Origin of the sequence: Aeromonas sp. ASNIH1, assembly GCF_002934285.1 — a bacterium.
Lineage (GTDB): Bacteria > Pseudomonadota > Gammaproteobacteria > Enterobacterales > Aeromonadaceae > Aeromonas > Aeromonas caviae.
The window spans coordinates 2,126,274-2,146,501 of record NZ_CP026228.1 but is presented as its reverse complement, the minus strand read 5'-3'; the positions used below and the strand labels follow the sequence as shown (position 1 = coordinate 2,146,501).

The following is a 20,228-nucleotide window of genomic DNA, read 5'->3' as shown; positions in this document are numbered from 1 at the left end:
CGCCCTTCTCATTTACTGTGGCCTGAAAGCTTACTTGGCGATAAAGCCGCCCTTGCTCAGGGGCGTTGCCCCCACCTTCTCCAGGTGTTCCACCTCGACTTCGGTCTTGTTCCAGCTGTGGTCCACTTCGCCGCGCACGCGGATCAGATCGTCAGGGCCCACCTCGGTACCGCGCCACACGTCACCGTCCACCTCCACTTCCACCTCGCCGCTGTCGTCACGGAACAGGTAGTTTTCGCCACCCAGGTGTTTGACCAGTTTGCCTTCCAGGGTCACCCACTGATCATCGGCCACGTCTTTCAACTGGGCGACCGATACCTTGTTCTGCTCCTTGGGGCCGGTGTAGGCCGCCATGGCGAAGGAAGAGACGGACATCAGGGCCACCAGGGCGATTGCTTTTGCGTTGTTCATTTCATGCTCCTGTCTTTGCGGTATGAGGGCATCTTGCCCGGGGGCGCGTGAAACAAGCGTGAAGCCTCCCCATTCAGGGAGGAGTGATGTGATCGCAAGCGATTAAATGGCCACGGCATGCTGCAAAAATGTATTCGAGTGGATACCTTTTTCACCTGGCCATGCGGGTTCCCAGCCCGCCGCCATCGAGGAACAGCCCGCAGGCCCGTCCTGCCCCATCCATGAGAACAGCTACATGAACAAATGGCTTTTGTGTTTATTGGGACTCTTCGCCCTCACGGCCCATGCCGCCGAGACGCGTCCCCCCTTCTCCCGCATCGTGATGTTCGGCGACAGCCTCTCCGATACCGGCAAGATGTACGACAAGATGCGCGGTTACCTCCCCTCCAGCCCGCCTTACCATCAGGGCCGCTTCTCCAACGGCCCGGTCTGGCTGGAGCAGCTCACCCAGCACTTCCCGGGCCTCGCCATCGCCAACGAGGCGGAAGGGGGCGCCACTGCCGTGGCCTACAACAAGATCTCCTGGAATCCCAAGTATCAGGTCATCAACAACCTGGATTACGAGGTGACCCAGTTCCTGCAAAAGGACAGCTTCAAGCCCGACGATCTGGTGATCCTCTGGGTCGGTGCCAACGACTACCTGGCCTATGGCTGGAACACCGAGCAGGATGCCAAGCGGGTGCGCGACGCCATCAGCGATGCGGCCAACCGCATGGTATTGAACGGCGCCAAGCAGATTCTGTTGTTCAACCTGCCGGATCTGGGCCAGAACCCCTCGGCCCGCAGCCAGAAAGTGGTCGAGGCGGCCAGCCATGTCTCCGCCTACCACAACCAGCTGCTGCTGAACCTGGCACGCCAGCTGGCTCCCACCGGCATGGTGAAATTGTTCGAGATCGACAAGCAGTTCGCCGAGATGCTGCGCGAGCCACAGAACTTCGGCCTGAGCGACACCGAACACGCCTGCTATGGCGGCGGCTATGTGTGGAAGCCGTTTGCCTCTCGCAGCGCCGCCACCGACAGTCGACTGGCCCCCTTCAATCCCGAGGAGCGCCTTGCCATCGCCGGCAACCCTCTGCTGGCTCAGGCCGTCGCAACGCCCATGGCGCGCCGCAGTGCGGGCGAGCTGAACTGTGAAGGCAAGATGTTCTGGGACCAGGTCCACCCCACCACAGTGGTACACGCCGCCCTGAGCGAGCGGGCTGCCGCCTTCATCGAACAGGAGTACGAATTCCTCCCTCGATAACGGAGGCCATCCTGCCAGGGCCGGCGCTTCGCCGGCCCTCTTGCCCACAAGGGCAAGCAATCCATATGACACCCATCACAGATTCGAGTCACGGTTCCCCGGCGGTCTTCTGTCTCCACTATGATGCAGATGGATATCACAATATGTTTTATATCAGTTGCTTGTAGATCGAGAAAAGCGAGCTACGTTTAAACGTGTTGTGGTCGAACACAGGCCCAACCCACGAGGCGAGGCGACATGAATTCGCGCTCCCCACACACAAGATTGCAGAGGCATCTATGAACAAAACACTGATTACCTTGCTGGTTTCAGGCTTGCTTGCGGCCAACGCCCAGGCAGCCGGACAAGACAACACCTGGTATGGCGGTGCCAAACTGGGTTGGTCCAACTTCTACGGTGTCGATGAAAGCAACGCCATCGCCATCACCGACAAAGACGACGATGAAGTCGGCGCCGGTGCCTTCGCCGGTTACCAGATCAACCAGAATCTGGGTGTCGAACTCGGTTATGACTACCTTGGCAAGCTCAAGTACAGCGGCACCCGCAATGGCGCGGCCTTCAATGACTCCGTGCAAGCCCAGCTGGCCCAGCTCACGCTGAAACTGGGCTTCCCGGTTGCGGACAATCTGGACCTTTACGGCCGTGTCGGGGGCGGCTATGGCTGGACCGACAGCGATCAGCTGGAAAACGACAGCCGCTTCACCTTCGTCGGCGCGCTCGGTGCGGAGTATGCCCTGAACCTGGATTGGGCAGCCCGCCTCGAATACCAGTACAGCACCCCGTATGGCAGCCGTGACGATACCGGCCTGCGCATGGACAACGGCCTGCTCTCCCTGGCCGCCGTCTACCGCTTCGGTCAGGTTGCACCGGCTCTGCCGGTCGCAGCTCCCGCCCCCGCCCCCGCGCCCGAGCCCGTGATGGTCGACAAGCAGTTCACCTTGAGCTCGGACGTGCTGTTTGACTTCAACAAGGCCACCCTCAAGCCCCAGGCCGGGCAGGCGCTGGATACCCTCTACAGCCAGATTGAAGAGGAAAGGCCTAAAGACGGGTCGGCCACCGTCATCGGCTATACCGACCGCATCGGTTCCGAGGCCTACAACCAGAAGTTGTCCGAGCAGCGTGCCCGGACCGTGGCCGATTACCTGATTGGCAAGGGGCTGCCCGCCGGCAAGGTCAATGTGGAAGGGCGTGGCAAGCAGTCTCCCGTCACCGGCGACAGCTGCACCAGCAAATCCAAGCGCGAGCTGATCGTCTGCCTGGCCCCGGATCGCCGGGTAGAGGTCAAGGTACAGGGCGTCTCGGAAGTACAGCAATAACGACGACCCCAAACAAAACGGGAGGCCATGGCCTCCCGTCTTTTTTTATGCTTCCTCAGATGCGCGTGCGTACATCCGCCGCAATCTGATCGAGCAACAGTTGCCAGCCCTGTCCCAGCTCGTTCACCAGGGCGCCATACCCATCGGCAGGCAGCACCCGCTCCTGCTGGAAGGGAACATCTCTCAACACGACCCCCTCCTCCGTCAGCAGGCGCCAGCGACCGCTCAGCAGGGCGCGGCCGTCGTGCCGCCCCTGGAAACGCTCGACCGAGATGCTCAGCACAGGCCCCTTGCGGGCCCCGTCCTGACGCACCACCCAGCCAGGCAAGCGGCTGGAGAGGCCATTGAGGGTCAACTGGTTCAACTGGGCATCGAGGGAACCTGCCCAGCGATGGTACTCGGCAAAGTGCAGCTCCTTGCCCTCCAGCTGATAGACCAGGCTCATCCGGTCAAGCTGACCGGACAGGGCGACGGGGCGCAGCACCAACTGGTGCTGCGGCTGTGCCGTGGTGACACTCGACGGCGCCGTGTCGGCATCCAGCGAATAGTAATGCAGCGTCGTCGGCGCACTGCCACATCCCGCCAGCAGGCCCAGCAAGGCCAGCGTCATCATCCGTTTTTTCATCATTTTCCTCGCTTGGGCTCGGGATCCCGCGGACGAGCGCGGTCAAAGATCAGTGAACTCGGCTGCTCGTTCAGTGAATGGACCAGAGGTTGCAACTCGCTCATCAGCTGGTTGAGGGATTGCACCGACTGGCGCAGTTCCTGATTGGTCTGGGAACCGGCATCATAGGTCTGCAACGTCTCCTGCAACTGCTTGAGGCTCTGGTTGAGGGAGGCCGGCAACTGCTGGGTCGACTGCTGACCAGTAAACTGCTCCAAATTCGCACTCACGGCACTGACATGCTTGAGCGTCTTGTCCAGCGTCATCAGGGTGCTGTTGACCTGAGTGAGGGTGGTGGCCATGTCCATGTCGACGAACTTGTCGAGGATGAGGTTCACCTTGCGCTCGATCTGATCCAGCCCGGCCTGGGCGGTCGGGAAGACCTGATAGCCCGCCATCTTGAGCGGCTGATAGACTGGCGCATCCGGATAGAAGTTCAGATCGATCACCTTGCCCCCCGTCAGCAGGCTGGCGGTCTTGAGGCTGGCCCTCAGCCCTTCCTTGAACTGCTTGTTGAACAGGGCCCGCCACTGCTCCTTCTCCGCATTGGCATAACGGTGGGAGAGACGCTGCACCTCGATGCGCGCCAACACCGGGATCTGCCGGCTCTTGAACAGCTGGACGCCCTTGTCGTCGATGAGATAGGGAGCCGAGATGACGGTACCGACCCGGATGCCGCGATATTGTACCGCCGCGCCGGGATGCAGCCCGCCCACATCATTGTCGAACAGGAAGACATAGTCGATGAACTGATCCAGGCTACCGGCCAGCACGCTCTCCTCGTCCTTGAACAGCACGAACTCGTCGTTCTGTTTCACCGGTTCCCCCGGCAACCAGCCGGGAGGCAGCCCCATGGTGATGCCGCCGTTGATCAGGCTCTCCAGCGAGTCCATCTTCACCTTCATCCCCTCGCTGCTCATGGAGACCTCGAAGCCGGGCGTCAACCAGAACCGGGAGTTGCTGCTCACCAGGACGTCATAAGGCGCGTTGATGAAGAGCTGGTACTGCATCTCGCTCTTCTCGGGCAGGAACTTGGCCTCTTCGACCTGGCCGATGGTGAATCCCTGATAGCTGATGGGGGAGCCCGCACCCAGCGCGTTGGCATCCCGACTGGACAGGGAGAGCCGCAATCCCTTGGCATCCAGGGATGCCAGGGGTGGCCTGTCCAGCATGGCGTATTCGCTTCGCGCCCTGCCCTTCTTGCCGGGAGAAAGCTCGATATAGGCACCGGAGAGCAAGGTGCCAAGACCGGAAACGCCCTCACGCCCGACCCTGGGCTTGACCACCCAGAACTGGCTGTCTTTCTTGAGCATGCCGGCGGCGGCATTGGTCAGGCGAGCCTTGAGCACGGCATGGCTGTAATCCTCGCTAAGCTCCACCGTCTCGATACGGCCCACCTCCACTTCACGAGAACGGATCACCGTCTTGCCCGCCACTATGCCCTCGGCGGTCGCCACCGTCAGGGTGAAGCTCGGCCCTTGTGAATACCAGTGCTGGAACAGCATCCAGGCGCCGATGAAGAGCGCCAGCAAAGGCACCATCCAGATAGCGGCAGCCGAACTCATGAAATCAGAGCCCGGTTTCCACCTTGTCTTACGCTCACTCACGTTCGCGTTCTCCTTGTTGTAAATCCCAGATCAGGCGGGAATCGAAACTCATGGCAGCCACCATGGTGACCAGTACGACCCCGGCAAAGGCGACGGCCGCAGGGCCAGGGTAGATGGTCATCAGATTGTCGAGCCGGATGAGACCGGCCAGGATGGCCACCACGAAGACGTCGATCATCGACCAGCGCCCCACAAATTCGGTCATGCGATAGAGTTTTAGCTTGCCGAGGGGAGATGTCCCCTGGCCGCGCTGCACCACGTAGCAGAGCCACAGCAGCGCCAGGATCTTCACCAGCGGTACCACCACGCTCGCGAAGAAGATGACGGCGGCAATGGGGTAGGAGCCCATGGTCCACAGCAGCACCACCCCGCCCATGATGGTCGAGGGGCTGTCATCCCCCAGGAACACGGTGTCCATGATGGGATACAGGTTGGCTGGGACATAGAGGATCACCGAGGTGATCAGCAGGGCCCAAGTGCGGTTCAGACCACCCGGCTTGCGGCTGTGCAGGTGATCCCCGCAGCGAACGCAACTATGGGCATCTTGCTCGTTCAGGGCACCGCAGATGTGACAGCCCACCAGACCGCACGACAGGGCGCTCTCCTCGGGATCCAGCTCCCTCGCCGCCGTCGGGCCGAACAGCCGCTGCCACAGCCACATCCGATCCAGGGAGGAGATCATCTTGATGAGCAGCAGGGTGTAGCCAACGAAGGCCCAGAACGACAGCCCCATCTTGATGTCGGCCATCCCCATCAGCTTGACCAGAGAGATGAGCACCCCGATGAGGAAGACGTCCACCATCAGCCAGGGCTTGATCCGGCACAGCAGGCGGCCAAGGGAGCGCAGGGCCTTGCTGTGCAGATCCTTGTCCAGGCGCCACAGCACCAGCATGATGGAGCCGATATAGACCAGCGGCAACCCGATCAGGGTAATGCTCAGCACGGCCCCGAGGAACAGGTAGCCTTGATCCACCAGGGTGGTGATGCACTGCAGGAAGGTCATCTCCTGCCCCACCCCCTTGGCCGAGAACGACATGAAGGTAAAGGCGTTGGAGAGCACGAACATGATGATGGCCGCAAAGCCATAGGCGATGGGCCTACGCTCCTGCTCCGGCAGATGACGAGTCAGGGTATGGCCGCAGCGCGGACAACTGCTCGTCTCCCCCACGGCCAGCTCGGTGGCCGGCACCAGCAGGTCACACTCTTCGCAGGCGGTCGCGTCATGGGTATAGGTGGGTGGATGTTGGTGTGAAACCGGATGCAAGATAAGACCCCAGCATGAGGCCCGCCACGGGGCCAGAGCCGCCAATTATTGCAGCAGCGGCCCCTGCCGACCAGCCCTGTCGTTGTCCATCCTGCCCGGGTGTGAGAATGACTTTGACAAGGCAGTGACCATTTAGCACAATCAAACGCCACTTTTTTTCCGCGGGACAATAATTTATGACAACTGAATCCCCAAGCTACTCCACTATCGAGCAGGCCTTCTCCCTCGGGAACGGGCAAGATTCTGCCCTCAACTGGTTGCGCAAAAACCGTAGCCAGGTCGCCATCTTCCTGGTGAGCGGCATCAAGCTGGAGGGGACCATCAGCGGTTTTGACCAGTACAGCGTGCTGTTGACCGATGCCCATGGCAATCAGCAACTGGTCTACAAGGCCAAGATTTCCACCATTGCCATGCACTCCGGCCGTCCTGCCGTCAGCATCCAGCGGGCCCGCAAGCCACGGGTTTCCATGGCGCCGCGCCCCCATGGCGCACCCAGCCGTTATGACGACAACCAGGGTGGCGGCAGCGAGCAGTAAATCTCGCCCCCGCCCATCCTGACGGTGTCGCTGCGTCAGCCAGTGACATCTGCTCCCCACTCTCATGTTTCGCCTGTCCCGTATGAGAGTGGGGCTTCTCTCCCGAGCAGGTTGTTGACCCGCTCGTCTTCGTTACTCAGTAGGTCAACCCGACCGGTTTTCCCTCTCTGACCATGCAGACCTGCATGCCGGCCGCTTCACCGGCCTGTGCGCCTATGCCCGTGTCCTCGAACACCAGACATTGACCGGGCTCGACCCCCAGGCGTCGCGCCACCAGCAGGAAGGTGTCTGGATGGGGTTTGTGCAGCTCCACGTCGTCGGCGGTGACCACCACGGGGAAATACCGATCCAGCCCTGTGTTGCGCAGCACCGCTTCGGCATTGATACGGGGAGAGCCTGTCCCTATGCCCATGGGGATCCGGCCGTGATAGCGTTCCACCAGATCCAGCATGGCCGGGAAGGGGGTGGCCTTGTGCAGGTTGGCGACATAGTGTTCGGTCTTGCAGCGTGTCACCACCAGGGGATCCAGCGCGATCTGCTGCACTTCGGCCACCAGCAGGGCTATCTTGCGGCTGGGCATGCCTCCCAGCTCATAAAACCAGTCGGCGTCGAACCGAAAGCCAAACTCGCGGGCGGTGTGCTCCCAGGCGGCCAGGTGCAAGGGCATGGAGTCCACCAGAGTGCCGTCGAGGTCGAAAACCAGGCCTTGAAATCCGGATAGGGTCATGGTGCAGGATCTGTCTGTGAAAAATGGGCCCCCATTCTAGCCAGAGCGCGGGCGCATCGCCATGCGCCAGATGGCGAGAAACGCTTGCCACCTCATTTATACAGGGCGATGCCAGGAAGCAGCCCCCACGCAGGTGTCAGCGATATGCCAGGGTACAGGCACGCCCTTGGGATTTGGCGTGATAGAGTGCCTGATCCGCCTGCTCGGTCAGGGTTTGCCACTCCTTGTCCGATGATGGGACCAGATAGCTGAACCCGATGCTGACGGTGAGTGTCGCCGCCACCCGGGAGGCCGGATGGGGAATCTGCAAGGCGTCAAGGCCGTGGTGGATCTGCTCCGCCAGCCGCTCCGCCTCTCCCGGCTGCGGTGAACACAGCAGGATGACAAACTCCTCCCCCCCATAGCGGGCCACCAGGTTGGTGCGCCGCCGCTCGGTGTCCTGCAGCAGTGCCGCCACCCGCTGCAGGCACAGATCCCCCTTGCCGTGGCCGAAGTGATCGTTGTAGGACTTGAACTCGTCCACATCGATCATCAGCACCGCCAGCACCCCCTGATGGCGGCGAGCCCGCTCCCACTCCCGTTCCATGGTGATGTCCCATTGGCGGCGGTTGGCGATGCCAGTCAGGGGATCTTCCAGAGACAGCAAGGAGAGGCGCCGGTTGGCCTCCTCCAGCGCCCGGTTGGTATCGGCCAGTTGCCGGGTGCGCTCCTGCACCCTCAGCTCCAGCTCCCGATTGAAGCGCTCAAGCTTCTCCTGGGTGCGCTGGCGGATCAGCAACTGGGAGAGAACGGCGGCATACTGCTTGAAGATCTCGCTCTGATACGCCTTGAGCGGGCGCCGCCAGAGCAGGTTGTCGGCGGCGATCCAGCCGATGGGGGTACTCCCGTCCCAGAGCGACACCATGGCGTTCCAGCCGCGACCCACCTCCTGCTTCTCGTAATAGAGAGGCGTGTCCTCCAGCACCAGGACATAGTCCTTGCGACGCAGCGCCTCCTGCACCGTGGGGTGATCCGGAATGGGGCTGATGAAATGGCGCTCGTCGATGAGCTCACCCGCCTCGTTGGTACCCCAGGTACCGTGCATGGTCTTGAATTCACTGTCAGTCAGGAAGATGGCGATGCGATCGAACTGCAACTCCTGGCGGGCCAGTGCCACCGCGTCGTGCAGCAAACGATCCTCGCTCTCGCAGCGGGAGAGCTTGACCCCCACCTGATGCAGCGCCTGCAGCATGCTGAGGAAAGAGTCCTGCAGGGCCTGGCTGCGCACGAGGTCTGCCTGGGTATGGAGCCGCTGATCCCGCTCCAGATCCACCTGTCCCGCGAGTCGCCGACTCTCGAGCTCGGCGGCGAGATAATGCATGAGCAGCTGGATGCTTTGTTGCTGGCGTCTTGGCAGGCGATCGAGACGACGGCGGGTTTCCAGATAGACCACAGCCTCCAGCCCCTTGTGACGCTTGAGGGGGAAGCTGGCGCGCAGGCGCGGGATCTCGGGTTCGACGCTCTCCCGCTCCCAGATGGCACGGGTCGGCGCGATGGGCTCCACCAGCAACTGGCCGAGCGCAAGGGAACGTTCGATGAAGAGGATGGGCAACTCGAGGGAAGAGAGGATGTCGGCGCTCAGGCAGAGCAGACCCTGTTCCGGGCGATAGTGATAGAGCTGGGGCGTCGGAGCACGCAGCCACAGATAGATCTGTTCAGCCTCTGTTTTTTCCCTGACCGCAGACAAGGTCACTTCACAGAGATGTTCAAAACTGGTGAAGTGCTCCGGATCCCATTCTTCCATGCCAAATCATCCTTGGTTGTATCCAAGCGAGTATATCGGCAAAGCCCGGCCATTAATTGACCGGGCAATCAAAAGCGAGATCCAGAGCCCAGTTTTTACAACAGATTCAATGCCTGCATGGCACTGCGGATGCGCTCGCGGGTGGCCTCGGAGAGCGGCATCACCGGCAGACGGCACTCTTCGCTGCACAGACCCAGCAGGGAGACCGCATACTTGGCCCCTGCGGGGCTCGGCTCGGCGAACATGGCCTGGTGCAGCGGAATGAGCTTGTCCTGCAATTCGCGGGCAGCTTGCCACTCACCGGCCAGCGCCAGGTTCTGCACCTCGGCCACCAGCTTGGGGGCCACGTTGGCCGTCACCGAGATGCAACCCTGGCCACCACCGATGTTGTAGGCCACGGCGGTGGCGTCTTCACCGGAGAGCCAGGCAAACGGCTTCTTGATGAGCTGGCGTTCAACCCAGGGGCGGGCCAGATCACCGGTGGCATCCTTCACGCCGGCAATGCGAGGCAACTCGGCCAGACGGGCCAGGGTCGCCGGCTGCACGTCAACGATGGCGCGGGGCGGAATGTTGTAGACGATGATGGGTTTGGTGGTGGCGTCGTGCACCGCCTTGAAGTGGTGGTAGAGCCCTTCCTGATTGGGGCGGTTGTAGTAACCGGCCACATGCAGGGTGGCATCCGCTCCCATCTGCTCGGCATAGCGGGTGTATTCAATGGCTTCAACCGGGTTGTTGGAGCCTGCACCTGCGATCACGGGAATGCGCCCGGCCACCAGCTTGACCACCAGCTCCACCACGCGGCAATGCTCATCGTGGGTCAGGGTCGGGCTCTCCCCGGTCGTGCCGACCGGCACTATGCCATGGGTTCCCTGCTCTATGTGCCACTCCACCAGGCGAGCCAGTGCGGCCTCGTCCAGCTGGCCCTGTCGAAATGGGGTGATCAGGGCAACTATCGAACCTTGAAACATGGGATTTCCTTCTCCTAAACAGATGGATTGGTCAATAAAAAGCCCCGGTACGGGAGTCGCTACCGGGGCTTGAATCGTCTCAGGGATGAGAGGTTACGCGCGCACGCCAGCAGGCCCGATGGTCAGGCTGTGTTTATGCTTTCGTTTCGATACGCATGACCGCATTGCATCATCTCTGGGTAAATAAGGCGTCTGGGCATATTTCGGGAACACGGCATAAATGTCAAGGCGAAAGCGGCCATGTATAATGGCCGCCCAAAAATGCGTGGAGAGACCCAATGAGCCGTCCTGTCAGTGCCGTCAGTCAGATGCTGGAACGTAACCAAGCCCTCTTTGTCGGCAAGCGGCTGTTGGTGTGCGGTGCCCTGGAGGATGATTATCCTCGTCAACTGGCCGAGCTGGCACAAAGCCTGACCGTCTTCACCACGGATTACTGCTATTACCGCAGCCAGCAGGCCGCTCTGGGAGACGCCATCCTGTTCGATCACCAGCTGGGTGGCGCCCCCCGATTCGATGCCCTGCTGCTGCTGATGCCCAAGGCCAAGGCCGAGGCGCAATACCTGCTGGCCATGATGACGCCGCTGCTCGAAAGCGGGGCCGACCTGTTCCTCGCCGGCGAGAACCGGGGCGGCATCAACGGAGCAGACAAGCTGCTGGCACCTTATGGCGAGAAACCGATCAAGCGTGACTCTGCGCGCCGCTGTTCTCTCTACCACGGCACGCTCGACAAACCGGTCGTCCCCTTCGAGCTGGACGCCTGGTTCAGTCGCTATGAGTGCCAGGCGGGCGACACCACCCTGACCGTCATGGCCCTGCCCGGGGTCTTCAGTGCAGACGGCCTGGATCTCGGCACCCAGATGCTGCTGGCGAGCCTCCCCCCCGTGACGGGCAAGCTGCTCGACTTTGGCTGCGGCGCCGGCGTCATCGGTTCCGTGCTGGCCAAGCGCAACCCGGCCCTGGCCGTCACCATGGTGGATATCAATGCCCTGGCACTGGAGTCCAGCCGCCGAACCCTGGCGGTCAACGGTCTGAGCGGGCGTGTTCATGCCTCCGATGTCTATTCCGACATTGCCGAAACATTCCAACAGATTGTCTCGAATCCCCCCTTCCATGCCGGGCTCAAGACCTTCTACGCCGCCACCGAAACCTTCCTGGCAAAGGCTCCTGAGTACCTGACCGCAAATGGCGCCCTGACCATAGTCGCCAATGCCTTCCTGCGATACCAGCCTATACTGGATGCGCACTTCAAACAGACCGAGGTGATCGCGGGCGATACCAAATTCAAGGTGTATCTGAGCAAAGCTTAAAGAAGTGCAACGGTTGTAATAAAACAAGTAGAGAGTGCCAGACGGGATCTGTTAAGGTACCAAGAAAACGTTTACCACCCCTTTAGGGGTGTTTTTTCGCAGCAAAATGAAAACCTTTTCAACATCATAATCTCAGGGAGAGAACGACGATGGCAGGCATACTCACCATGATACTGGCAGGCGGTGAAGGTACCCGACTGCAACCGCTGACCACCACCCGCAGCAAACCCTCCGTACCCTTTGGCGGCAGTTACCGGTTGATCGACTTCGTGCTCAACAACTTCGTCAACGCCGACTTCCTGCGCATCTATGTACTCACCCAGTTCAAGTCCCAGTCCCTTTATCTGCACATGAAGAAGGGCTGGAACATCGTCGGCATCACGGATCGCTTCATCGACCCCATTCCGGCCCAGATGCGAATGGGCAAACGCTGGTATGACGGCACCGCAGACGCCATTTACCAGAACCTGCGCTTCATCGAGATCTCCGACCCCGAACACGTCTGCATCTTCGGCTCCGATCACATCTACAAGATGGACGTGAGCCAGATGGTGAGCTTCCACAAGCAGAAAGCGGCCGCCCTGACCGTCGCGGCACTGCGCATGCCCATCGAGGAAGCAAGCGCCTTCGGGGTGATCGAGGTGGATCAGGAAGGGCGCATGATTGGCTTTGAAGAAAAGCCCCGTCACCCGAAACACATCCCCGGCGACCCCACCCAGGCCCTGGTCTCCATGGGCAACTACATCTTCGAGACAGAGGCCCTCTATCGGGAGCTCAAGCGGGATGCCGCCGAGGAGAACTCCAGTCACGATTTCGGCAAGGACATCATTCCCAGCCTGTTCCCCCGTGCCCCCGTCTATGTCTACGACTACAGCACCAACGTGATCCCGGGCGAGAAGCCCAACGTCTACTGGCGCGATGTGGGGACGCTCGACTCTTACTGGCAGGCGCACATGGACCTGGTGGCCGACGATGCCCCCTTCTCTCTCTACAATCGCAAGTGGCCGCTGCACACCCATTACCCGCCCCTGCCCCCCGCCACCTTCATCGATACCGACGACTGCAAAGTCAAGATCGCCAACTCCCTGATCTCCGGTGGCTGCTTCATTCAGGGCAGCCAGATCCAGCGATCCATACTGGGATTTCGCTGCAACATAGGCCCCTGCAGCCACATCAGTGAATCCGTGCTGCTGGGGGATGTGAAAATCGGCGAAGGTTGCTCCATTCGCCGCGCCATCATCGACAAAAACGTTGAAATTGCACCCGGCACCGTGATCGGTGAGAATCTGGACCATGACAGAGAGCGGTTTACCGTATCCGAAGGCGGTATCGTCGTGGTACCTAAGGGAGCAAGAGTTGGCTATTAACCCACTGAAAATCCTGTTTGTAGCCTCGGAGGTTGAGGGGCTGGTGAAGACCGGGGGCCTGGCAGATGTGGCCAAGGCCCTGCCGCAGCATCTCGCCCGTCAGGGACACGATGTGCGCATCATTATGCCCTTCTACAAGACCATCAAGCGCCGGGACGAGGCCACCCTCCTCGCCTCGCGCTGGCTCCCCACCCCCCAGGATCGCAGTGATATCAGCTATCGCATCCATCAGCTGGAACTGGACGGGATCTGCGTCTATCTGCTCGATTGCCCGCACTATTTCGACCGCCCCCAGCTCTATGCCGAGAACAACCAGGCCTATCCCGACAACGGTGAACGCTTTGCCTTTCTGGCCGCGGCGGCCCTGCATGCGTGCGAACAGCTGGGTTTCGCTCCCGACATCGCCCACTGCAACGACTGGCACACCGGTCTGCTGCCGCTGCTGCTGAAAACCCGTCATGCCCACAACCCCTTCTTCCAGCGCACCCGGTCGGTCATCAGCATTCACAACGCGGCCTTTCAGGGCGTGTTCGATCGCCAGCAGTTCTGGGCCGTGCCGGAAATCCACGACTACGAGCAGCGCATCAACTACGACTATGGTCACATCAATCTGCTCAAGTGCGGTGTGCTCTACGCAGACAAGATCAATGCGGTCAGCCCCAACTACGCCAGCGAGCTGCTGACACACCTGGGCGCTCACGGCATGGCCAGCGTATTCCAGCAGCGGGCAGCTGACCTGCGTGGCATCCTCAACGGCTGTGACTATCAGGACTGGGATCCCGCCTTCGATCCTCTGTTGCCCGCCACCTATGATGCCGACAACCTGGATGGCAAACACACCTGCAAGCGCATCCTGCAGCAGGAGACGGGGCTCCCCGTCGGCAACCTCCCCATCTATGGCATGGTGTGTCGACTGACCGAGCAGAAAGGAGTACACCTGCTCATCCCGGCGCTAGACAAGTTCTTGCAGCATCAGGTCCAGGTGGTAATTGTGGGCTCCGGTGATCCCTCTCTCGCCGCCCAGTTGCAAAGCATTGCCCAGCAGCATCCCGACAAGTTTGCCTTCATCAATGCCTATGACGACCGTCTGGCCCACCTGGTGGAGGCCGGTGCCGACTTCTTCCTGATGCCTTCTCTGTTCGAGCCATGCGGGCTCAACCAGATGTACAGTCTGGCCTATGGCACCCTGCCCCTGGTGCGGGCCGTCGGCGGATTGAAAGATACCGTCGTGGACTGGGATGCCGACCCGGCGCACGCGACCGGCTTCTGCTTCAACGATCCCACTGCCAGCACCTTGCTCGATGCCATGCGCCGCAGCCTGCTCCATTATCTGCAGGAGCCGGCACGTTTTGCCCGTGTGCAACACCACGCCATGAACACCCGCTTCGACTGGGCAGACTCCGTCATCCTGTACGAACAGATGTATCAGGATGCGCTGGCCACCGTCTGACGCCGATTGCTGAAGTTTTGTGCCCTTGGCACGCCTTTATCCGTCAACAGCGAAAAAAGTCCCCTTTGGCTGTTGACGCCCCCCCAAAACTCTATAGAATCCCCCACCGCAGTGATGCGAAGGTGGCGGAATTGGTAGACGCGCTAGCTTCAGGTGTTAGTGTCCCACGGATGTGAGGGTTCGAGTCCCTCTCTTCGCACCATACTGCAACATGCTCTTATCAGACGGCATGTAAATTCAGACTGATAACCCGATGTGCGAAGGTGGCGGAATTGGTAGACGCGCTAGCTTCAGGTGTTAGTGCCCCCCGGGTGTGAGGGTTCGAGTCCCTCTCTTCGCACCATGCTTTTGTCAGACAGCATGTAAATCCAGACTGATAACCCGATGTGCGAAGGTGGCGGAATTGGTAGACGCGCTAGCTTCAGGTGTTAGTGCCCCCCGGGTGTGAGGGTTCGAGTCCCTCTCTTCGCACCATGCTTTTGTCAGACAGCATGTAAATCCAGACTGATAACCCGATGTGCGAAGGTGGCGGAATTGGTAGACGCGCTAGCTTCAGGTGTTAGTGCCCCCCGGGTGTGAGGGTTCGAGTCCCTCTCTTCGCACCATGCTTCTGGCATGTAAAACACAGAAAATGCGCTCCAACCGCATTTAAAAACCAGCTGGAGAAAATCAGTGTGCGAAGGTGGCGGAATTGGTAGACGCGCTAGCTTCAGGTGTTAGTGTCCCACGGATGTGAGGGTTCGAGTCCCTCTCTTCGCACCATCATTCTGCAAAGGCCCGTTACGAGAGTAACGGGCCTTTTGTGTTTTCATGCCCCATGGCTATGCTGTTGAAGATGCTGCGCCACCACGGGGGTTTTCTCATGATCCTGGATACCGATATTCACAACTTCTATGAGCATCTGGTGCTCAAGGAGATAGAAAAACAGGGGTTGGCTCGAACATTGACCCCCTATCAGCTGGCAGACCTCTGCTGCCTGACACTCAACCAGCTTCCTTCCCACTACATCCGCCACGATGTCGACATGATCTACTTCACGACAGACGCCGAACGTAGCGAGATGGAGAAGAAGGTCATCGCCTCCCTGCGCCAGGCCTACGACAAGATCCAGGCCGTCCCCACTCGCCAGGCTTAATGCCAGCCCTGCTGCCAGAGCAGAGTGACGACCCCTGTCATTCCCGCAACCGGCAGCAGGATCAACACCGGTCTCAGCCTGGGTTCCAGCATGACCCAGGCAGCCAGCAAGAACCCCAGGCTCCAGAACCCGTATTCCTTCTCCTGACCCCAGACCAGCACCGCCAGAAGGGCGGCCAAGAGCAGAGCGCGTGCTATCCAGTTCATTGGCATTAGTCCGAGAAAGATTAATGATAACCATTATCATTTTTGGTGTCGCCATCTGCAATCGAACTTGCCTATGGATCTCCGGCTATCAAACGGTGTCGATTGAACAGTGAAAAATGCCGATTAGATCAACTATTTTGTGGGATTTTAAAATTTTAAAGCTGTTTTGCCGAATGAGCAGGGATTTTACACCTCCACTTTATGGTAGATTGCGCCCTCTTTTGGTAAGCCTCTCGGGATCGACGCATCCGCAGGACGAGAGGGGCTGACCTTGGCGAGCAAGAGTTTAGGGAGCGTCTATGCAAAACCAACAACACCACATCCGATTGCCGGGCATGTCGCAAGTATTTGCCTGCCTGGCCATTTTCCTGGCCCTGGCCTTCTCCTTCACCAGCGTGCTGGATCTGCCAATCCAGCTGGCACTGTTCATCGCCTGGTTCGTCATCATGGGACTCGGCATCAAGCTCGGCCACGATTACAAGTCCCTGGAGCAGGCGGCCGTCGACGGCGTCGCCAAGGGGATGGGAGCCATATTGATACTGGTCTCCGTCGGTGCCCTGGTCGGCACCTGGATTGCTGGCGGTATCGTCCCCAGCATCATCTACTTCGGCCTCAAGGTGATACACCCCTCCATCTTCCTGCTGGCGACCCTGATCATCTGCTCCCTCACCTCCCTGGCCACCGGCACCTCCTGGGGCTCTGCCGCCACCGCCGGTATCGCCATGATGGGCATAGGCCACAGCCTGGGTGTGCCTGCCCCCCTGGTGGCGGGTGCCGTGCTCTCCGGCGTCTACTTCGGTGACAAGCTCTCTCCGCTCTCCGACTCAGTGGTGCTGGCATCGACCATGTCCAACGTAGACGTGGTGGAGCACATCAAGGGGATGCTGCCCATCAGCCTGTTCTCCTACGTCATCACGGCGGCCCTGTTCACCGTGGTCGGCATGCAGTACTCCGGCAACGTCAGTCTGGAGCAGGTCAACCTGGTGATGGAGGCCCTCGACAAGCAGTTCAACATCACCCCCATGGCAATAGTGCCGGTGGTCCTGGTGCTGGGCCTGCTGGCGAACCGCAAGCCCGCCTTCCCGGTGATCAGCTTCGGCGCCCTGCTTGGCCTTGTCTGGGCCATCGCCTTCCAGGGCATGGATCCGGTCAAGGCGATGCACTCGGCCTACAGCCCCTTCCCCATCGTCTCCGGGGTCGACTTCATCGACAACATCCTGGGCCGCGGCGGCATGGAGTCCATGCTGGGCTCGGTGGCCGTCATCATCTTCGGCCTGGGCTTTGGCGGCCTGCTGGAGAAGGTCGGCATCCTCTCCGTCATCGCCAGCGCCTTCGAGAAGCGTATCAACAGCGTCGGCAGTCTGACCAGCCACACCATAGGCACCGCCTTCCTGGCCAACGTGTTCGGCTCCGCCATGTATGTGTCGCTGATCCTGACCCCCAAGATCATGGCCAAGAACTACGACCGGCTGGGACTGGCACGCAAGAACCTCTCCCGCAACGCCGAGTTTGGCGGCACCCTCACCTGCGGCATGGTGCCCTGGAGCGACAACGGCATCTTCATGGCCGGGGTGCTGGGGGTGGCCACCCTCGACTACCTGCCCTACATGTGGCTCAGCTTCACCTGCATCATAGTGACCATCACCCTCGCCTATCTGGGCAAAGCGGTGAACCGGATCCCGGTGATCGAGGCGGCCAGCTCCCGCTAACAGTCGGAAAAATAATGATAAAGGCGCCATCACGGCGCCTTTTGCTTGGGGGAGGTTAGAGGTTAAGCTGGCAGCCAACCTCGTCGCTCGTGGCAGGATGCCCAGATGAATTTCACCTTTCGCCAGATCCGTTACTTCGTGGCCGTGGCCGACAGCTTCTCCGTGAGCCGCGCCGCCGCCGAACTGCACATCTCCCAGTCGGCGGTCACCAGCGCCATCCGCGAGCTGGAGACCGAGCTCGGCGCCGCCCTGTTCGAGCGCAACCCCCGCGGCGTCACCCTGACGGTTCAGGGCCACCAGTTCCTGCTCCATGCCAGGCGCATCCTCGGCGCCATGACCGAGGCCGGCCAGTCCCTCAAGGCGGTGGCCCAGCAGGATCAGGGGCAGCTCACCATAGGGGTAACGACCCTGGTGGCCGGCTACTACCTGTCGGAGGCGATCGGCCGCTTTCGCCGCGCCTTTCCGGCGGTGCGCATCGAGGTGAAGGAGGATGAGCAGCCGTTTCTCGAGCATCAGATCGTCAACGGCGAGGTGGACGTGGGCATCCTGATGACCAACCGCACCATACGCCAGGAGGCGTTCGATACCGAGCTGCTGACCCGCTCCCCACTGAGGCTCTGGCTCGCCGCCAACCACCCCCTCTGCGCGGAATCCACCCTCTCCCTCAAGGCCCTGGGGGACGAGCCCATGATCTCGCTCACCGCCGATCAGCTGGATCAGATCATCGGGGCCGGCCTGCGCCGCTACGGTATCTCCCCCCGCACCGTGCTGCGCACCGCCTCGGTGGAGGCAGTGCGCAGCCTGGTGGCGAGCCAGCTCGGGGTCGCCCTGCTGCCGGATTTTGCCTACCGCCCCTGGTCCCTGGAGCAGGAGCGGGTGGAGGCTCGCCCCATCAAGGAGCCCATCCCCGCCATCGACATCGGCCTGGTATGGCGGCGCGGCTCGCGCCTCGAGTGGACCGCCCGCGAGTTCATCGACATAGCGCGGGATCAGAGCCGGCTGCGGGCCCGCCAGCACCTCCCCCGCTAGGACTGAGCCTGAACAGCCGTGACTCCGGCAAAAAATCAGATTCATCCGCACTCGATATCGATTTTACAGATACCCAAGCCGTTAAAAATTGAAATTCTCATTGCTCCCGGCTTCTCCTACGCTCATGGCTGGTTAACAGGATGTTAATGCCTACTGTGGCGCCGCCACGGTTGCCAATCATGCAAGGAGAGCAAGATGAAATTGACCCCTCTGACCCTGGCCCTGATCCCGGCGCTGCTGGCAAGCCAGGTCCAGGCTGCCCCCACCACCCTCGGCAAGGGGGAAGGCCAGCTCAACATCGTGGCCTGGGCCGGCTACGTGGAGCGCGGCGAGACCGACAAGAACTACGACTGGGTCACCGGCTTCGAAAAAGAGACCGGCTGCAAGGTCAACGTCAAGACGGCCGCCACCTCGGACGAGATGGTGGCGCTGATGAACGAGGGGGGCTTCGATCTGGTGACCGCCTCCGGCGACGCCAGCCTGCGTCTGATTGCCGGTGGCAAGGTGCAGGCACTCAACCTGGCGCTCATCCCGAGCTACGGCAAGATAGACCCCCGCCTGCAGAATGCCCCCTGGCACACGGTAGACGGCAAGCACTACGGCGTGCCCTACCAGTGGGGCGGCAACATCTTGATGTACAACACCAAGGTGTTCCCCAAGGCGCCCGACTCCTGGAGCGTGGTGTTCGAGGAGCAGACCCTGCCGGACGGCAAGTCCAACAAGGGGCGGGTGCAGGCGTTCGACGGCCCCATTCACATCGCCGATGCCGCCCTTTATCTGATGAGCCACCAGCCGGCGCTCGGCATCATGGATCCCTATGAGCTGAACGAGGATCAGTACAAGGCCGCCCTCGATCTGCTGCGCCAGCAGCGCAAGCTGGTGGGACGCTACTGGCACGATGCCTTCGTCCAGATCGACGACTTCAAGAACGAGGGGGTGGTGGCCTCCGGCTCCTGGCCGTTCCAGGCCAATACCCTGATCGCCGACAAGCAGCCCATCGCCACGACGGTGCCCAAGGAAGGGGTCACCGGCTGGGCCGACACCAGCATGGTGCACAGCGAAGCGAAGAACCTCACCTGTGCCTATCAGTGGCTGGAGCACTCCCTCAACAACAAGCTGCAGGGGGATCTCGCCTCCTGGTTCGGGTCCGTGCCCGTGGTGCCGGCCGCCTGCGAGGGCAATGCCCTGCTCGGGAAAGAGGGGTGCAAGACCAACGGCATCGACAACTTCGATCGGGTTCACTTCTGGCGTACCCCTGTCTCCCAGTGCAAGAGCCAGGGAACCTGCGTGCCGTATTACCGCTGGGTCTCGGACTATATCGCTATTCTGGGTGGCCGCTGATGCTGGTAGAACAAGGCCATATCCCAGCGGCAGGGGACCTGCGTGTCCTCTGTGCTACCGCTGGGTTTCGGACTATATCGCCATCCTGGGTGGCCGCTAAGACCGGATAACCAGATGGGGCCGGACAGGAGTCCGGCCCGCTTCCCACACAGACAAGGACGTCCC

The 20,228-nt window shown here is 60.9% G+C and carries 18 protein-coding genes and 5 tRNA genes; 15 read left to right on the top strand and 8 right to left on the bottom strand.

All coding sequences use genetic code 11. The features are described 5' to 3' along the window. Positions 1-30: 30 nt before the first annotated feature. Positions 31-411 carry a YgiW/YdeI family stress tolerance OB fold protein gene (locus C2U37_RS10440; protein WP_104452237.1) on the bottom strand — a complete coding sequence of 127 codons (381 nt, stop codon included), beginning with the start codon at positions 409-411 and terminating at the stop codon, positions 31-33. 235 nt (positions 412-646) lie between these two features. Between C2U37_RS10440 and C2U37_RS10435 the strand changes: the two genes are divergently transcribed. After that, positions 647-1,654 (top strand): SGNH/GDSL hydrolase family protein, encoded by a 1,008-nt coding sequence (locus C2U37_RS10435; RefSeq protein ID WP_103858231.1) that lies wholly within the window; start codon positions 647-649, stop codon positions 1,652-1,654. A 278-nt stretch (positions 1,655-1,932) separates the two neighbouring features. Then, entirely contained in the window at positions 1,933-2,970 is a 1,038-nt protein-coding gene (gene ompA / locus C2U37_RS10430) for a porin OmpA (protein ID WP_104452236.1), read from the top strand. Positions 2,971-3,025: 55 nt separating this feature from the next. Here ompA and C2U37_RS10425 read toward each other — a convergent pair whose 3' ends face one another. The 3 genes from C2U37_RS10425 to C2U37_RS10415 are packed head-to-tail and all read right to left on the bottom strand — an operon-like array spanning position 3,026 to position 6,505. Further along, on the bottom strand, positions 3,026-3,595 hold the full coding sequence (locus tag C2U37_RS10425) for a PqiC family protein (RefSeq protein WP_039040600.1): 570 nt from the start codon (positions 3,593-3,595) through the stop codon (positions 3,026-3,028). Beyond that, complete coding sequence (gene pqiB, locus C2U37_RS10420; RefSeq protein ID WP_069651939.1) at positions 3,595-5,241, bottom strand: intermembrane transport protein PqiB; 1,647 nt, start codon at positions 5,239-5,241, stop codon at positions 3,595-3,597. The genes C2U37_RS10425 and pqiB overlap by 1 nt, the downstream gene beginning before the upstream one ends. Next, positions 5,234-6,505: a paraquat-inducible protein A gene (locus C2U37_RS10415; RefSeq protein ID WP_104452235.1), complete on the bottom strand. Its 1,272-nt coding sequence runs from the start codon at positions 6,503-6,505 to the stop codon at positions 5,234-5,236. Before C2U37_RS10415 ends, pqiB begins: the two co-directional genes overlap by 8 nt. A gap of 176 nt (positions 6,506-6,681) precedes the next feature. On the opposite strand from C2U37_RS10415, the gene hfq reads away from it, so the two are divergent. Further along, positions 6,682-7,041 carry an RNA chaperone Hfq gene (gene hfq, locus C2U37_RS10410; RefSeq protein WP_039040603.1) on the top strand — a complete coding sequence of 120 codons (360 nt, stop codon included), beginning with the start codon at positions 6,682-6,684 and terminating at the stop codon, positions 7,039-7,041. 136 nt (positions 7,042-7,177) lie between these two features. Here the strand turns inward: hfq and C2U37_RS10405 are convergent, their stop codons facing one another. The 3 genes from C2U37_RS10405 to dapA form a co-directional block, all read right to left on the bottom strand. Further along, positions 7,178-7,768, bottom strand: coding sequence for an HAD family hydrolase (locus C2U37_RS10405; protein WP_041211731.1), 591 nt, complete (start codon positions 7,766-7,768; stop codon positions 7,178-7,180). A gap of 136 nt (positions 7,769-7,904) precedes the next feature. Further along, complete coding sequence (locus C2U37_RS10400) at positions 7,905-9,551, bottom strand: sensor domain-containing diguanylate cyclase (RefSeq protein WP_104452234.1); 1,647 nt, start codon at positions 9,549-9,551, stop codon at positions 7,905-7,907. A 95-nt stretch (positions 9,552-9,646) separates the two neighbouring features. After that, entirely contained in the window at positions 9,647-10,519 is an 873-nt protein-coding gene (dapA, locus tag C2U37_RS10395) for a 4-hydroxy-tetrahydrodipicolinate synthase (RefSeq protein WP_039040606.1), read from the bottom strand. 278 nt (positions 10,520-10,797) lie between these two features. On the opposite strand from dapA, the gene rsmC reads away from it, so the two are divergent. The 9 genes from rsmC (at position 10,798) to C2U37_RS10350 (ending at position 15,778) form a co-directional block, all read left to right on the top strand. Then, positions 10,798-11,826, top strand: coding sequence for a 16S rRNA (guanine(1207)-N(2))-methyltransferase RsmC (rsmC, locus tag C2U37_RS10390; RefSeq protein WP_104452233.1), 1,029 nt, complete (start codon positions 10,798-10,800; stop codon positions 11,824-11,826). Positions 11,827-11,975: 149 nt separating this feature from the next. Beyond that, positions 11,976-13,193, top strand: a complete 1,218-nt coding sequence (gene glgC / locus C2U37_RS10385; RefSeq protein WP_010675755.1) for a glucose-1-phosphate adenylyltransferase — start codon at positions 11,976-11,978, stop codon at positions 13,191-13,193. Continuing rightward, the gene (glgA, locus tag C2U37_RS10380; RefSeq protein WP_104452232.1) at positions 13,183-14,643 is read left to right on the top strand and encodes a glycogen synthase GlgA; all 1,461 of its coding nucleotides are present in this window, start codon (positions 13,183-13,185) and stop codon (positions 14,641-14,643) included. The genes glgC and glgA overlap by 11 nt, the downstream gene beginning before the upstream one ends. A 116-nt stretch (positions 14,644-14,759) precedes the next feature. After that, positions 14,760-14,845: transfer RNA gene (locus tag C2U37_RS10375), tRNA-Leu, on the top strand. A gap of 55 nt (positions 14,846-14,900) precedes the next feature. Further along, positions 14,901-14,986, top strand: a tRNA-Leu gene (locus tag C2U37_RS10370). Between the two features lie 45 nt (positions 14,987-15,031). Further along, a tRNA-Leu gene (locus tag C2U37_RS10365) sits at positions 15,032-15,117 on the top strand. A gap of 45 nt (positions 15,118-15,162) precedes the next feature. Next, positions 15,163-15,248 (top strand) — tRNA-Leu (locus C2U37_RS10360). 71 nt (positions 15,249-15,319) lie between these two features. Next, positions 15,320-15,405 (top strand) — tRNA-Leu (locus tag C2U37_RS10355). A 100-nt stretch (positions 15,406-15,505) separates the two neighbouring features. After that, a complete protein-coding gene (locus C2U37_RS10350) occupies positions 15,506-15,778 on the top strand; it encodes a late competence development ComFB family protein (RefSeq protein WP_029314828.1) in 273 nt (90 codons plus the stop codon). On the opposite strand, the gene C2U37_RS10345 is transcribed toward C2U37_RS10350, so the two are convergent. Continuing rightward, on the bottom strand, positions 15,775-15,984 hold the full coding sequence (locus C2U37_RS10345; protein ID WP_010675758.1) for a hypothetical protein: 210 nt from the start codon (positions 15,982-15,984) through the stop codon (positions 15,775-15,777). The genes C2U37_RS10350 and C2U37_RS10345 overlap by 4 nt on opposite strands. A gap of 299 nt (positions 15,985-16,283) precedes the next feature. Between C2U37_RS10345 and nhaC the strand changes: the two genes are divergently transcribed. From nhaC to C2U37_RS10330, 3 genes are all read left to right on the top strand, one after another. After that, a complete protein-coding gene (gene nhaC / locus C2U37_RS10340; protein WP_104452231.1) occupies positions 16,284-17,693 on the top strand; it encodes a Na+/H+ antiporter NhaC in 1,410 nt (469 codons plus the stop codon). A gap of 105 nt (positions 17,694-17,798) precedes the next feature. Then, a complete protein-coding gene (locus C2U37_RS10335; RefSeq protein WP_104452230.1) occupies positions 17,799-18,722 on the top strand; it encodes a LysR family transcriptional regulator in 924 nt (307 codons plus the stop codon). Between the two features lie 195 nt (positions 18,723-18,917). After that, positions 18,918-20,063 carry an ABC transporter substrate-binding protein gene (locus C2U37_RS10330; protein ID WP_104452229.1) on the top strand — a complete coding sequence of 382 codons (1,146 nt, stop codon included), beginning with the start codon at positions 18,918-18,920 and terminating at the stop codon, positions 20,061-20,063. The last annotated feature ends 165 nt before the right edge of the window (positions 20,064-20,228 follow it).

Excerpts from the sequence above, each read along its gene's own strand:
- C2U37_RS10440 (WP_104452237.1), bottom strand. The coding sequence starts at position 411 with ATGAACAACGCAAAAGCAATCGCCCTGGTGGCCCTGATGTCCGTCTCT.
- C2U37_RS10435 (WP_103858231.1), top strand. The coding sequence starts at position 647 with ATGAACAAATGGCTTTTGTGTTTATTGGGACTCTTCGCCCTCACGGCC.
- ompA (WP_104452236.1), top strand. The coding sequence starts at position 1,933 with ATGAACAAAACACTGATTACCTTGCTGGTTTCAGGCTTGCTTGCGGCC.
- C2U37_RS10425 (WP_039040600.1), bottom strand. The coding sequence starts at position 3,595 with ATGAAAAAACGGATGATGACGCTGGCCTTGCTGGGCCTGCTGGCGGGA.
- hfq (WP_039040603.1), top strand. The coding sequence starts at position 6,682 with ATGACAACTGAATCCCCAAGCTACTCCACTATCGAGCAGGCCTTCTCC.
- C2U37_RS10405 (WP_041211731.1), bottom strand. The coding sequence starts at position 7,768 with ATGACCCTATCCGGATTTCAAGGCCTGGTTTTCGACCTCGACGGCACT.
- C2U37_RS10400 (WP_104452234.1), bottom strand. The coding sequence starts at position 9,551 with ATGGAAGAATGGGATCCGGAGCACTTCACCAGTTTTGAACATCTCTGT.
- dapA (WP_039040606.1), bottom strand. The coding sequence starts at position 10,519 with ATGTTTCAAGGTTCGATAGTTGCCCTGATCACCCCATTTCGACAGGGC.
- rsmC (WP_104452233.1), top strand. The coding sequence starts at position 10,798 with ATGAGCCGTCCTGTCAGTGCCGTCAGTCAGATGCTGGAACGTAACCAA.
- glgC (WP_010675755.1), top strand. The coding sequence starts at position 11,976 with ATGGCAGGCATACTCACCATGATACTGGCAGGCGGTGAAGGTACCCGA.
- C2U37_RS10350 (WP_029314828.1), top strand. The coding sequence starts at position 15,506 with ATGATCCTGGATACCGATATTCACAACTTCTATGAGCATCTGGTGCTC.
- C2U37_RS10345 (WP_010675758.1), bottom strand. The coding sequence starts at position 15,984 with ATGAACTGGATAGCACGCGCTCTGCTCTTGGCCGCCCTTCTGGCGGTG.
- nhaC (WP_104452231.1), top strand. The coding sequence starts at position 16,284 with ATGCAAAACCAACAACACCACATCCGATTGCCGGGCATGTCGCAAGTA.
- C2U37_RS10335 (WP_104452230.1), top strand. The coding sequence starts at position 17,799 with ATGAATTTCACCTTTCGCCAGATCCGTTACTTCGTGGCCGTGGCCGAC.
- C2U37_RS10330 (WP_104452229.1), top strand. The coding sequence starts at position 18,918 with ATGAAATTGACCCCTCTGACCCTGGCCCTGATCCCGGCGCTGCTGGCA.